This window comes from Reyranella sp. (assembly GCF_052439685.1).
Taxonomy (GTDB): domain Bacteria; phylum Pseudomonadota; class Alphaproteobacteria; order Reyranellales; family Reyranellaceae; genus Reyranella.
Window position 1 is genome coordinate 57,299 of the sequence record NZ_JBQVQG010000004.1, and the last position, 13,210, is coordinate 70,508.

Genomic DNA, 13,210 nt, shown 5'->3' on the forward strand with positions numbered 1-13,210 from the left:
CCCGGGTATGGACGCCGAGCTCCATTTCGACATCCCGCTTTCCTTCGCGATCCCCCTCGTGGTGGTCTGCCTGTTCCTGGCGGCCTACCTCTCGGCCGCGGAGACGGCGATCACGGGCGCCTCGCGGCCACGCATGCATCGCCTCGCCCTGCAGGGCAATCCGAAGGCGGTCATCGTGAATGCTTTGCTCGACCGCAAGGACGAGACGGTGAGCGCCGTCCTTCTCGGCAACAACGTGGTCAACATCTTCTCCGCCTCGCTGTCGACGGCGGTGCTGACGGCGCTGTTCGGCGCGGCGGGCGTGGTCTACGCGACGCTGGCCATCGGCGTGCTGATCGTGATCTTCGCCGAGGTCATGCCCAAGACCTGGGCGCTGCTGCGGGCCGACCGCGTGGCCCTCGCGCTGGCGCCTTCGATCATGGTGACGCTGACCATCCTGGGCCCGATGGCGCGCGGCGTGGCGGCCGTCTCGCGCTTCTTCCTCAGACTGATGAACGTCCGCACCGACCGCACGCCGGATGCCGAGGAGCAGAGCGACGCCCTGCGCGGCGCCATCGAACTGCACGGCGAGGGGCAGACCGGCGACAGCGCGCCGGCCGAGAAGGCGATGCTGCGCTCCGTGCTCGATCTGGGTGATCGCACGGTGGGCGACGTCATGACCCATCGCGGCAATGTCGTGCTGATCGACGCCGACCAGCCGACCGAGGCGATCGTCACGCAGATGCTGGCGGCGCCTTATACCCGCATCCCCCTCTATCGCGGTGAGGCAGACAATGTGGTGGGCATCATGCACGCCAAGGACCTGTTCCGCGCCGTCGATGCGGCGGGCGGTCCAAAATCGGTGCAGATCGATTCGATCCTGACCCCGCCCTGGTTCATCCCGGAGTCCACGGTGCTGTTCGACCAGCTCGAGGCCTTCCGGGCACGCCACGAGCATTTTGCCCTCGTGGTCGACGAATACGGGGCGCTGCGCGGCATCGTCACGCTCGAGGACATCATCGAGGAGATCGTCGGCGACATCGAGGACGAGCACGATGCGATCCGTCGCGGCGTGGCCCGGCGCGACGACGGCAGCGTGGTCTGCCGCGGCGACGTGCCGATCCACGACCTCAACCGAGAATTCGGCTGGGGCCTGCCCGAGAGTGTCGCCACGACCATCGCGGGCCTCGTGCTCCACGAAGCACGGCGCATCCCCGAAGTGGGCCAGGTCTATGCATTTTACGGGTTCCGCTTTGAAATTCTGAAGCGCGAGGGCACCCGCGTCGCCGAGTTGCGGATCGTGCCGCCCGCCGCCATACAGGCAGGCAACTGACTTCCACCTGACACAACGAGGAACGACCATGCCGCTTTCGCCGCCGGTCGGGCGACAGCACCTTCATACGCGCCGCGTCGTCTGCCAGGGTTTTTTCCGCGACGACGGGCTGTGGGACATCGAGGGCCGCATCACCGACGAGAAGACCTACGAACACGCCAACGAATGGCGCGGCCCGCTGCAGCCGGGCGACTTCGTGCACGACATGTCGATCCGCCTGACGATCGACCACAAGTTCACGATCGTCGATGCCGAGGCGGTGACCGACAAGTCGCCCTACCGCATGTGCGGCGACATCGCGCCGGCCTTCAAGAAGCTGATCGGCCTGCGCATCGGCGGCGGCTTCCACCGGGCGGTGCGCGAGCGGCTGGGCGGCATCCACGGCTGCACGCACATCGTCGAGCTGCTGGGGCCGGTGGCCACGACGGCCTTCCAGACCGTTTCATCCAAGAAGGCGCAGGACCTCAACCGGGCCCATCGCGAAAAGACCGGCGCCCTGCCGCCGAAGGATCCCGACGCGCCGCCCAGGCCGCGGCGCAAGCCCTACATGCTCGACACCTGCCACACCTGGGCGTCAGACAGCGAGATCACCAAGCGCTGGGTGCCGCACTTCTATACCGGGCCCGACGCCGAAGCGGTCCGTGCGGCCGTCGAAGGCAAGGACGTGGAGATGGAAGGTTAGCGCTTTCCGTCTTCGGCGGGCGTCAGGGTTTCCATCGCCAGCGCGTGCAGGCCGGCATCGAGTTCTTCCTTGAGCGCGGCATAGACGAGGCGCTGGCGGGCGACGCGGGTCTTTCCGTCAAAGGCCTGCGACACGATCTCGACCCGGAAATGCGTCTCGCCCCCTTCGCGCCAGCCGGCATGGCCGTGATGCTTGGAGGACTCGTCTTCGATGGCCAGGCGCACCGGCGCGAAGGCCGCTCGAAGCTTGCTGTCAATCGCCGTCGCCACTTTGCCCATGACCATCTTGCCTCATCTTGCCGGTTCAATTGGTTGAACACATATTAGCCCGATGGCCCGACGACGAGCGAACCCATTGGCGGCACTGGACGGTGCGAAGCCGCACCAGCGCGTGTGCGAGGCACCGGGCTGCAGGCTCGCCGGTGAATATCGTGCGCCGCGCGCGCGCGACAAGCTCGACGAGTATCGCTGGTTCTGCCTCGACCATGTCCGCGAGTACAACAAGAAGTGGGATTATTTCGCCGGTCTGGATTCCGATCAGATCGAGGCCCACATCCGCGCCGACACGACCTGGCGCCGGCCGGTCTGGCCGCTCGGCGCCCGGCGCAACGGCAATCCCTACGCCCACATAAAGGACCCGTTCGGCCTGGCCGACGATGCTGGCCTCGGCGAGAAGCCGCCGCCGAAGTACGATGGCAGCGAACAACTGACCCCGGCGGAGCGCAATGCGCTCGATGTCCTCGAACTTTCATGGCCGCTTACCCGGAAAGTCGTGAAATCCCGGTACAAGGAGCTGGTGAAGCTCCATCACCCCGACGCCAACGGCGGCGCCCGGGAGGCCGAGGAGAAGCTCAAGGAGATCAACGCCGCCTATTCCACTCTGCGAGCCTGCGAATCCCTCCCCGTGGAATGATTTAGCCCTGCTTGGGGCCGCTCCTGCATTTGGCCGCTTGCAGTGCACAATCCTGCCTGCGACTATCAATTGGCCCGCAATTGGCGGGCATTGTTTTGTAGGAATTCGTGTGATGGCCTCTACGACGACCGCGGCGCGTCAGAATGTTTCGGGCATGCCGGATATCAAGGTTTCTGCGCGTCAGGTTTTCGGCATCGATACCGACATGGAAGTGCCGGCTTTCAGCACGCCGACCGAGCATGTTCCCCAAGTCGACGATGCCTACCTGTTCGACCACGACACGACGATGGCGATCCTCGCGGGCTTCGCTCACAACCGTCGTGTGATGGTCCAGGGCTATCACGGCACCGGCAAGTCGACCCACATCGAGCAGGTCGCGTCCCGCCTCAACTGGCCCTGCCTCCGCGTCAACCTTGACAGCCACATCTCGCGCATCGACCTGATCGGCAAGGACGCCATCGTCCTGCGCGACGGCAAGCAGGTGACCGAGTTCCGTGAGGGCATCCTGCCGTGGGCGCTGCAGAACCCGACGGCCCTGGTGTTCGACGAATATGATGCCGGCCGCGCCGACGTCATGTTCGTGATCCAGCGCGTGCTCGAGGTCGACGGCAAGCTCACCCTGCTCGACCAGAACAAGGTCATCCATCCGCATCCGGCGTTCCGCCTGTTCTCGACCGCCAACACGGTCGGCCTCGGCGACACGACGGGCCTCTATCACGGCACCCAGCAGATCAATCAGGGCCAGATGGACCGCTGGTCGATCGTGACGACGCTGAACTACCTGCCGCACGAGCAGGAAGTGAACATCGTCGCCGCCAAGACGCCGCACTACAACAGCGAGGAAGGCCGCAAGACCATCGCCGCCATGGTGGCCCTGGCCGAGCTGACGCGCGCGGGCTTCATCGCCGGCGACATCTCGACCGTCATGTCGCCGCGTACGGTGATCACCTGGGCCGAAAATGCGCGCATCTTCGGGGGCGACGTGGGCTTTGCCTTCCGTCTTACCTTCCTGAACAAGTGCGACGAGGTCGAGCGCAGCACGCTCGCCGAGTACTATCAGCGCTGCTTCGGCAAGGAATTGCCGGCGACGAGCGGCAAGGGCGGCAAGCTGCACTAAGTTAGTAAAGAGGGCCGCATGGCCAAGGACTCCACTCCCCTCGAGGAGTTTCGTCGCGTCACCGCCACCACAATGCGGGCGGTGTCGCACAAGGAAGTGAACGTAGCCTTCGTTCCCGATGGCGGTTCGCTGCTGGGCCAGGAGGCCCGCATCACCGTGCCGGCGCGCGACCTGCCGGCCGAGGATGTGAGCCGCGTCCGCGGCGAGGCCGATTCGATGGCGCTGAAGCTGCGCCATCACGACCGCAAGACCCATCTGCGCCGCGTGCCCCGCGGCGAGGCGGCGCGCGCGATCTTCGAGGCCGTCGAGCAGGTCCGGGTCGAGGCGCTGGGCGCCCGCAAGATGGTCGGCGTCGCCGACAATCTTTCCGCCCTGTGGCGCCAGCGCTCCGACCAGCGCGGCCATGCCCGTATCAAGACCAAGGAGGACGCGCCGATCGCCGACGTGATCGGTCTGATCGCCCGCGAGCAGCTGCTCGGCGCGGCGCCCCCCGAATCGGCCAAGGCGATGGTCGACATGTGGCGCGCCGACATCGAAAGCGCCGCCGGCCGCGACTTCCAGAAGCTGCGCGATTCGCTCACCAACCAGGAATCCTTCGCCCGCGCCGCCCGCCAGCTCATCCGCGACCTCAAGCTGGGCGATGAGACCGCCGAGCTGCAGGACGACGACAACGAGGACTCGCAGGACCAGGAGAACGCCGACGGTCAGTCGAACGAGACCGGCGACGACCAGAGCGATTCGAGCGAGACCCAGGGCTATGGCGCCCAGGGCGAGGAGACCGAGGACGCCTCCGAGCAGGACGACGCCTCCGAGACCGCCGCCGACCAGGCCCAGACCGAGATGCAGATGGGCTCGGGCGACGAGGAGGAGCCGGGCCGCGCCGAGCGTCCGTGGCTGCCGCCGGGAGCGCTCAGCAACGAGCCCGCAGGCCAGCAGTATCACGCCTATTCCAACAAGTTCGACGAGATCGTCGAGGCCGACGCCCTGTGCGACGCCGAGGAACTCGGCCGCCTGCGCAACCACCTCGACCAGCAACTGGCGCACCTTCAGGGCGTGATCGGCAAGCTCGCCAATCGCCTGCAGCGCCGCCTGATGGCGCAGCAGAACCGCGCCTGGGAGTTCGACCTCGACGAGGGCATCCTCGACGCCGCGCGCCTCACCCGCGTCGTCACCAACCCGATGCATGCGCTGTCGTTCAAGACCGAGCGCGACACCAACTTCCGCGACACGGTGGTGTCGCTGCTGATCGATAATTCGGGCTCGATGCGCGGCCGGCCGATCACCGTGGCGGCGATGAGCGCCGACATCCTCGCCCGCACCCTCGAACGGTGCGGCGTGAAGGTCGAGATCCTGGGCTTCACGACTCGCGCCTGGAAGGGCGGCCAGAGTCGCGAGCAGTGGCTCGCCGCCGGCAAGCCGGCCAACCCGGGCCGCCTCAACGACCTGCGCCACATCGTCTACAAGCCGGCCGATGCGCCGTGGCGCCGCGCCCGCAAGAACCTGGGCCTGATGCTGCGCGAGGGCATCCTCAAGGAGAACATCGACGGCGAGGCGCTGCTGTGGGCGCATAGCCGCCTGCTGCCGCGCCCCGAAGAGCGCAAGATCATGATGGTGATCTCCGACGGCGCGCCGGTCGACGATTCCACCCTGTCGGTCAATCCCGGCAACTATCTCGAGCGGCATCTGCGCGACGTCATCGACTGGATCGAGACGCGTTCGCCGGTCGAACTGGTCGCCATCGGCATCGGCCATGACGTCACGCGCTACTATCGCCGCGCCGTCACCATCGTCGACGCCGACCAGCTGGGCGGCACGATGATGGAGCAGCTCGCCTCCCTGTTCGACGACGACGACAAGAAGGACACGCGCGCCGCCCGCGGCTCGGGCAAGCAGCCCGGCAAGGGCGGCAAGACCGGCAAGCGCGCGGCCTAGGTCTCGCGTCTGCCTCCGGTGGCGAACCGCGTCCTTCTCACGCTCTGCCTGCTCGTCGCGGCCTGCGCCGGCATCTCGCCGCCGCCGGCCGGCGCGCAGGAACAGCCTGTCACCATCGAGAGTTCGCCGCTCACGCTCAAGATCGACGAGCCCAAGGCGACGAAGGTCGGCCGCCTCGTGTGGCGCGGCGGGATCGAGATGCGCGCCAACCTGCGCAATTTCGGGGGCCTGTCGGATCTGCACGTCACGCCGGACAACCGCACCCTCACCTCGATCTCCGACGAGGGCGCCTGGCTGATCGCCACGCCCCGCTTCGACGCCAACGGCACCCTGGTGGGCCTGAGTGATGCGCGGATGGGTCAGCTGCGCGGCCTCGACGGCAAGCCGATCGAGAGCAAGGCCGAAGCCGATGCGGAGGCGTTCGCGCGCCTGCCCGACGGATCGTGGCTGGTGGCCTTCGAGCGCCGGCACCGGCTGTGGCGCTATCGGACACTGACGGAGACACCGCTCCCGGTCGAAGGCCCCGCCGATATCGGTCGCCAACCCGCCAACGGCGGCATCGAGGCGATGACCGCCCTCCCGGACGGCACGGTGATCGCGATCAGCGAGGAATACAGCCGGCAGGCCGATACGGTGACGGGATGGATCGGCAAGCCCGAGGCGGGCGGCCGCTATGCCTGGAGCGCTTTCGCCTACGCCACCATCCCCGATTACAAGCCGACCGCGCTCGCGGTCCTGCCGGACGGCTCCTTCGCCACCTTGGAGCGGGCTTTCGACATGGTGCGCGGGGTGCGCGTCCGGGTGATGCGATTCGAAGCCGCCCAGCTCAAACCCGGTGCGACCGTGAAGCCCGACGAGCTGGCGCGCCTCGCCTCACCCTACGCCGTCGACAATCTCGAAGGGCTGGCGGCCACACGCGGCGCCAAGGGCGAAACGCTGCTGTGGCTGATGTCGGACGACAACTTCAACCCGCTTCAGCGCAATATTCTGATGCTGTTCGAATTGGCGCGTTAGAGTCTTTCTGACTTCACTCGAATCAGAACAGACTTTCCAACAACGACCTCACCCTGAGGAGCGAACGCAGTGAGCGTCTCGAAGGGTGGGCACGAGCACCACGTCCTTTGCCCATCCTTCGAGACGCACGCCTATGGCGCGCTCCTCAGGATGAGGTGGTGTGGTCAATTTGAAGCACAACGACGACAGCGCCGCCCCAATGACGAATGGTCATCCCCTTCCCCATTCAAATAGGAAAGTGCCCCGTCATACGGGGCGATGGGGTCATGGCGCGGTCGTTCGTCCTTCGGCGCTCTCGGACATTGCAGACAATGTCCTGTCGCTCACGGGGCTGAGCTTCGCTCAGCCCTAAGCCGCAGCCTGCTTCGCGTCCTTCTTGCCCTTGGCCGACACGACGCGGCGCTTCAGCACCTTCATCTCGGGCGAGAGCTTGCTGTCGTTCGTGCCGAGCAGATAGGCGTCGATGCCGCCATTATGCTCGATCGTCTTGATGCCACGCGGCGTCAAGCGCATACGCACTGAATGACCCAGCGCCTCCGACAGGACCGAAGCGACCTGGAGGTTCGACATGAACCGGCGCTTCGACTTGTTGTTGGCGTGGCTCACATTGTTGCCGTACTGGACGGCCTTGCCCGACAGGGCGCAACGACGAGGCATGGCGATATCCGCTAAAAAAAACGATCCCGCCGGAGGGCGGGAAGGCCGGCTTTTTACGGGCCCAGACGGTGCCCGTCAAGCGAACCAGTCCACCACTCTTTCGCTGATGTCGTCGACCTGGTCCTCGGGGATCACCCGCCCCCGGGCAGAGATTCCCGCCTCGTGCACGGTGTTCGGGTCACCCGAGATCAGGGGGTGCCACCAGTAGAGGTCCTGCTTGAGGTGGACAAGCCGATAGCCACAAGTCCTTGGGAGCCAATCCATCTTGGCCACCACCTTTGGGGTCAGCTGGATGCACTCAGGCACGATCTTCTTGCGGTTCTTGTAGTCCTTGCAGAGCGCCGTCTTGGGATCCAGCAGCCGACAGCAGGTGTCGGTCTGGGCGAGCTCGCCCGTGCCTTCGTATTCCAGCTTGTTGACGCAGCACATGCCGCAGCCGTCGCAGAGCGATTCCCACTCCTGCTGGTTCATCTCCCCGAGGGTCTTGCGCTTCCAGAAGGGTTCCTTCTGGGCCTCGGCGGCACGACGTGCGCGCTTCAGAAAGGATTTAGCGGCCATGGAAGGCTTGTAGCATGGACCTTGCCGCCGCGGCGGGAGTCAGACGGCCGGCCTCGACCTCACGCTCCAGCGCGCCCACCCGCCGCCGGACCTCGGGATGGCCCTTCAGCTCCGCCAGCAGGGTTTCGCCGACCTCGTTCCACATCCACGCCCGCGCCTGCTCGGCCCGGCGCTTCTGGATTCCCGTCTCACCCACAGCCGTGTTGAAGCGCTCGACGACGTCCCAGATTTCGAGAATGCCCTCGCCCGTCTGGGCCGAACTGGTGGTGACCTCGGGCGTCCATCCGGGGGTCGGCGAGCGCAGCATGCGCAGCGCATGCTGGTAGTCGGCGGCCGAGCGCCGGGCGGTTGCCTTGAGATCGCCGTCGGCCTTGTTGACCACGATCAGGTCGGCGAGCTCGATCACGCCGCGCTTGATGCCCTGCAGGTCGTCGCCGCCGGCCGGCAGCAGCAGCACGATGAACATGTCGACCATGTCCGAGACGGCCGTCTCGGACTGGCCGACCCCCACCGTCTCGACGATCACCGTGTCGAAGCCGGCGGCTTCCACCAGCAGCATCGTCTCGCGCGTGCGCCGCGCCACGCCGCCCAGGGTGATTCCCGCCGGGGACGGCCGGATGAAGGCGGCGGGACGGCGCGACAGCTCTTCCATGCGCGTCTTGTCGCCGAGGATCGAGCCGCCGCCGCGCTTGGACGAGGGATCGATCGCCAGCACGGCGAGCGACCGGCCGCGGTCCAGCAGCGACAGGCCGAACCGTTCGATCAGGGTCGATTTGCCGACGCCGGGCACGCCGGTGATGCCGAGCCGCACCGACTTGCCGCTATGCGGCAGCACCTCGGCGAGCAGCGCATCGGCGCGCGCCCGGTGGTCGCTGCGGGTCGATTCGATCAGGGTGATGGCCTGTGCCAGCGCACGCCGGTTGCCTGCCAGCAGGGGCGCAAGAAGGGGGTCGGCCGACTCGCCGGAAATCGCTGCGGACGCATTCATCGGCAACCAGCCTTATCAGCCGCGGCGGCGCATTGCCAGCAAGGCGCCCACCGTGGCGATCGCGTAGAAAAAGCCCAGCGTCCAGCCGAGGCCGGGCTCGCCGACCGCATCCATGGCCGCCCCCGTCAGCGGCCGGCCGACCAGCCCGCCCACGACGTAGATCAGGCTGAAGGCGGTATTCGCGCGGGCGATGTCGCCGCCGTTGAAGCGCTGGCCGAGCAGCGCCAGGCCGACCGGATAGATGGCGAACGAGATGCCGCCCCACAGCATGATGACGCCCACGATGGAGAGCGACTGCGCCGGCACGAAGGTGAGGCCGATCACCAGCGCCGCACTGACCATTGCGAGGCCCGCCAGCACGCCCCGCCGGTCGAAATGGTCGGCCAGCCAGCCGATCGGCCATTGCAGGGCCACGTTGCCGACCACGAAGGCCGAAAGCCATAGCGCACCGGTCTCCGGCGCCACGCCGGCACTGACCGCATAGACCGGCAGGAAGCTGAAGGCGACCTGCTCGCCGAGGCCACCGGCAAAGGCCGCGAGCATGGCGAGCGGCGCCGCCAGGAAGATCCTGCCGTAGCCGCTGTCGGCGTGATGCCGGATCGCCGGCGCCCGGTACCGGTAGGGCAACAGCGGCAGCGCGACCAGCAGGGCGAGCCCGGCGCAGGTCAGGAACGGCACCGGCCCGTAGACCCCGACGACCTGCAACACGAAGGGTCCCAGCGCCATGCCGCCCGCAAACATCGCGGCATAGATCGCCATGACCCGGCCGCGTCGCTTCTCCTCGACGACGAGGTTCATCCAGATCTCGCTCACGACCCACGGCACGCCGCCGACCGCGCCGTGCACGAAGGTGAGTGCGAACCAGGCGACCGGATCCGTGATCAGCGTATAGCCGACCGTACACAGGGAGCCCGCCAGGACGGCGGCCAGGATGAGCGGCACGGCGCCGAACCGGGCGGCCAGCCGCGGAATGTACGGCCCGGTGGTGAGCATGCCGATCGCCCAGCCCGCGGCGATGATGCCGATGGTGAGATTGTCCTCGCCCCGCCGCTCCAGGGCGAGCGGCACGAGCGGCATCGCCGCACCCGACTGCAGGCCGATGGCGGCGCAGGCGGCGAAGACGGGAACGAGGGAGCGCCAGGGGCCGGTGGCAGGCGTGCTAGTCGCCGACACGCAGATGCCCTTCGGCACGGTACGAGGCCGGCTCCTCGACGCGGCGCTCGGCCGCGGCGGCGGCCTCCTGCTGGCGGCGCCACATGTCGGCGTAGAGCCCGTTGCGGGCCAGCAGGTCGCCATGCCGCCCGCGCTCGGCGACACGGCCGCGATCGAGGACGATGATCTCGTCGGCGTTGATGATGGTCGACAGGCGATGGGCGATGATCACCGTGGTTCGGCCACGGCTGACCTCTTCCAACGAGCGCTGGATTTCCTGCTCGGTGCGGGTATCGAGCGCGCTGGTCGCCTCGTCGAACAGCAGGATGCGCGGATTCTTGAGGATCGTCCGCGCGATCGCCACGCGCTGCTTCTCGCCGCCCGAGAGTTTCAGCCCGCGCTCGCCCACCGTGGCCTCGTAGCCCTGCGGCAGGGCCACGATGAAATCGTGGATGCGCGCGAGGCGGGCGGCCTCTTCGACCTCCTCGCGGCTGGCGCCGGGCCTTCCGTAGGCGATGTTGTAGTAGATCGTGTCGTTGAACAGCACCGTGTCCTGCGGCACGACGCCGATCGCGGCGCGCAGGCTGGCCTGCTGGACGTCGCGAATGTCCTGGCCGTCGATGCGCACATGGCCGGCCGACACGTCGTAGAAGCGGAACAGGATGCGCGAAACGGTCGACTTGCCGGCGCCGCTCGAGCCGACGATGGCCACCGTATGGCCCGGCGCCACGCGAAAGCTGACATCGTGCAGGATCGGCCGCGACGGCTCGTAGCAGAAGTCGACATGGTCGAACACGATCTCAGCCCCGGCGACGGCGAGCGGTGGCGCGCCCGGCTTGTCGGCGATCTCGGCCGGCACGTCGAGCAGGCCGAACATCTTCTCCATGTTCACGAGCGCATTGCGGATTTCGCGATAGGCGAAGCCCAGCATGTTGAGCGGCATGTAGAGCTGGATCAGGAAGGCGTTGACCGCCACGAAGTCACCGATCGTCATCGTGCCGGCGATCACGCCCTGGCCCGCCATCGCCATCACGGCGACGAGGCCCACGGAGATGATGGCTCCCTGTCCGATGTTGAGCAGCGAGAGCGTGCGGCTGGAGCGGATCGCGGCATCCTCGTAGCGCCGGCGGCCGACATCGTAGCGCCTTGCCTCGTGCGGCTCGTTGCCGAAATACTTCACGGTCTCGAAGTTCAGCAGGCTGTCGATCGCCTTGGCATTCGCCTCGGTGTCGGCTTCGTTCATCGAGCGCACGAACTTGATGCGCCATTCCGAGAAGACGATCGAGAAGACGATGTAGACGCCGACCACGACCAGCGTCACGACGGAGAAGCGCCAGTCGTAGAGGCTCCACAGGATGCCGCCGACCAGCATGATCTCGAACAGCGTCGGCAGGATGTTGAAGGTCGTGAAGCGGATCAGGAAATCCATGCCCTGCGTGCCGCGCTCGATGACGCGACTGATGCCGCCCGTCTGCCGCTCGAGATGGAACCGCAGCGACAGCGCATGGAGATGTCCGAACACTTCGAGCGCCAGGTTGCGGATCGCCCGCTGGGCCACCGGGGCAAAAATGGCGTCCCGAATTTCGCCGAAGGCCTGCGCGGCCACGCGCGCGAAGCCGTAGGCGACGATCAGGGCGATCGGCACCGCGACCGCCTGGGCGGCCTGTGTCCCCAGCGCATCCACCGCGTCCTTGTAGAGAAGCGGGACGTAGACGTTCGTGACTTTGGCCACCACCAGCAGCACCAGGGCGATTGCGACCCGTACGCGGAGCGCCAGTTCATTCTTCGGCCACAAATGGCGCCCGAGAATTTTGATGACGCCCCACGCGCGGGGTCCGTCCACCTTGGGAATGCCGTCAGGGCCTGGATTCGACATGAACGAAAAATGCCTTATTGGGCCACCATGTTGGATGGCGAAGGGCGCCGCGGCCTTCTATCCTGCCCGGCGAGCCGACGTAAGCCCTTCCGGGAAAGGGAGTCTCATGAGATTTCGTAGGGCCCTTGCAGCGATTGCCTTGAGCACGGCCGTGCCCGGCGTGGCGGCGGCCCAGGACGCCGCGTCCGGCGCCCGGCAGGTCGATATCGCCTACGAAATCACCTTCGCGGGCCTCTCCGGCTTCCGCATCGACGTCACGGCCAAGTTCAACGGCGCCAGCTACGACATCCAAAGCCGGACCTTCAAGGAAGGCGTCCTGCGCGCGGTCACCATGCATTATGACGGTCGCAACCGCGCCTGGGGCGGCTTCTCCCCGCAGGGGGCGCGTCCGGCGGCCGGATCGCTGTCGATCGTCGTCGGCGACAAGCCGCGCACCTGGATCGCACAGTATGCCGGCAGCACGGTGCAGGAGACCCACAACCCCGCCTACACGCCGTCGCCGCAGAACACCATCTCCGAGGAGCAGCGGCGCGGTTCGCTCGACCCGCTCTCGGCGGCGCTGAGCGTCGGCATGGCCGGTGACGCGGCCTGCGACCGCACGGTCCAGACCAACGACGGCAAGCGTCGCATCGACGTCATCATCAAGAAAGTCGGCACCGAGCCCGCGGCCAAGGCGGGCGTTCCGGGCGCGCAGGGCGACCTGCTGGTCTGCGAGATCTTCACCCGGCGCGTGGCCGGCGAGTTCGACAGCGCACCCAAGGAGGCCGAAACCGAGCGCGAACGGCCGATGCGCGTCTGGCTGGCCCACATGGACCAGAGCCAGATCCGCTACCCGGCCAAGCTCGAAGCGCAGACCGGCTTCGGCACGATCCGCGGCCGCATCCTCTCCTTCCGCGAACGTCCGATGACGCCGGACGAAAGTCAGGCGATGCGGAAGTAGCGAGGAAGCGAAGGATTCCTGACGTCGTTCAGGGTGACACCGTTGCCGGGTCTGCGCGGTGCGCCAATGC

Annotated in this window: 13 protein-coding genes; 7 read left to right on the forward strand and 6 right to left on the reverse strand. The window is 67.1% G+C overall.

What is annotated here, in order from left to right; all coding sequences use genetic code 11:
• Positions 1 to 7 precede the first annotated feature (7 nt).
• Both ACT6UX_RS07255 and ACT6UX_RS07260 read left to right on the forward strand, forming a co-directional pair.
• Positions 8 to 1,312 carry an HlyC/CorC family transporter gene (locus ACT6UX_RS07255; protein WP_444774475.1) on the forward strand — a complete coding sequence of 435 codons (1,305 nt, stop codon included), beginning with the start codon at positions 8 to 10 and terminating at the stop codon, positions 1,310 to 1,312.
• 28 nt (positions 1,313 to 1,340) lie between these two features.
• A complete protein-coding gene (locus ACT6UX_RS07260; RefSeq protein ID WP_444774476.1) occupies positions 1,341 to 1,994 on the forward strand; it encodes a DUF2889 domain-containing protein in 654 nt (217 codons plus the stop codon).
• Here ACT6UX_RS07260 and ACT6UX_RS07265 read toward each other — a convergent pair.
• The gene (locus ACT6UX_RS07265; RefSeq protein WP_444774477.1) at positions 1,991 to 2,278 is read right to left on the reverse strand and encodes a BolA family protein; all 288 of its coding nucleotides are present in this window, start codon (positions 2,276 to 2,278) and stop codon (positions 1,991 to 1,993) included. The two genes, ACT6UX_RS07260 and ACT6UX_RS07265, sit on opposite strands and share 4 nt — an antisense overlap.
• A gap of 70 nt (positions 2,279 to 2,348) precedes the next feature.
• Between ACT6UX_RS07265 and ACT6UX_RS07270 the strand changes: the two genes are divergently transcribed.
• The 4 genes from ACT6UX_RS07270 to ACT6UX_RS07285 all read left to right on the forward strand — a co-directional run bounded on the left by ACT6UX_RS07270 (position 2,349) and on the right by ACT6UX_RS07285 (position 6,969).
• Entirely contained in the window at positions 2,349 to 2,906 is a 558-nt protein-coding gene (locus ACT6UX_RS07270) for a J domain-containing protein (protein WP_444774478.1), read from the forward strand.
• Positions 2,907 to 3,018: 112 nt separating this feature from the next.
• Entirely contained in the window at positions 3,019 to 4,023 is a 1,005-nt protein-coding gene (gene cobS / locus ACT6UX_RS07275) for a cobaltochelatase subunit CobS (RefSeq protein ID WP_444774479.1), read from the forward strand.
• Between the two features lie 18 nt (positions 4,024 to 4,041).
• A complete protein-coding gene (gene cobT / locus ACT6UX_RS07280) occupies positions 4,042 to 5,955 on the forward strand; it encodes a cobaltochelatase subunit CobT (RefSeq protein ID WP_444774480.1) in 1,914 nt (637 codons plus the stop codon).
• A gap of 18 nt (positions 5,956 to 5,973) precedes the next feature.
• Positions 5,974 to 6,969, forward strand: coding sequence for an esterase-like activity of phytase family protein (locus tag ACT6UX_RS07285; protein WP_444774481.1), 996 nt, complete (start codon positions 5,974 to 5,976; stop codon positions 6,967 to 6,969).
• A 348-nt stretch (positions 6,970 to 7,317) separates the two neighbouring features.
• Here ACT6UX_RS07285 and rpmB read toward each other — a convergent pair whose 3' ends face one another.
• The 5 genes from rpmB to ACT6UX_RS07310 all read right to left on the reverse strand — a co-directional run bounded on the left by rpmB (position 7,318) and on the right by ACT6UX_RS07310 (position 12,200).
• Positions 7,318 to 7,626 (reverse strand): 50S ribosomal protein L28, encoded by a 309-nt coding sequence (rpmB, locus tag ACT6UX_RS07290; protein ID WP_444774482.1) that lies wholly within the window; start codon positions 7,624 to 7,626, stop codon positions 7,318 to 7,320.
• 75 nt (positions 7,627 to 7,701) lie between these two features.
• Complete coding sequence (locus tag ACT6UX_RS07295) at positions 7,702 to 8,184, reverse strand: YcgN family cysteine cluster protein (protein WP_444774483.1); 483 nt, start codon at positions 8,182 to 8,184, stop codon at positions 7,702 to 7,704.
• Complete coding sequence (gene meaB, locus ACT6UX_RS07300) at positions 8,174 to 9,172, reverse strand: methylmalonyl Co-A mutase-associated GTPase MeaB (protein WP_444774484.1); 999 nt, start codon at positions 9,170 to 9,172, stop codon at positions 8,174 to 8,176. The genes ACT6UX_RS07295 and meaB overlap by 11 nt, the downstream gene beginning before the upstream one ends.
• Positions 9,173 to 9,187: 15 nt before the next feature.
• Positions 9,188 to 10,345, reverse strand: coding sequence for an MFS transporter (locus tag ACT6UX_RS07305; RefSeq protein WP_444774485.1), 1,158 nt, complete (start codon positions 10,343 to 10,345; stop codon positions 9,188 to 9,190).
• Positions 10,332 to 12,200, reverse strand: coding sequence for an ABCB family ABC transporter ATP-binding protein/permease (locus tag ACT6UX_RS07310; protein WP_444774486.1), 1,869 nt, complete (start codon positions 12,198 to 12,200; stop codon positions 10,332 to 10,334). The genes ACT6UX_RS07305 and ACT6UX_RS07310 overlap by 14 nt, the downstream gene beginning before the upstream one ends.
• A 106-nt stretch (positions 12,201 to 12,306) precedes the next feature.
• Between ACT6UX_RS07310 and ACT6UX_RS07315 the strand changes: the two genes are divergently transcribed.
• A complete protein-coding gene (locus ACT6UX_RS07315) occupies positions 12,307 to 13,140 on the forward strand; it encodes a DUF3108 domain-containing protein (protein ID WP_444774487.1) in 834 nt (277 codons plus the stop codon).
• The last annotated feature ends 70 nt before the right edge of the window (positions 13,141 to 13,210 follow it).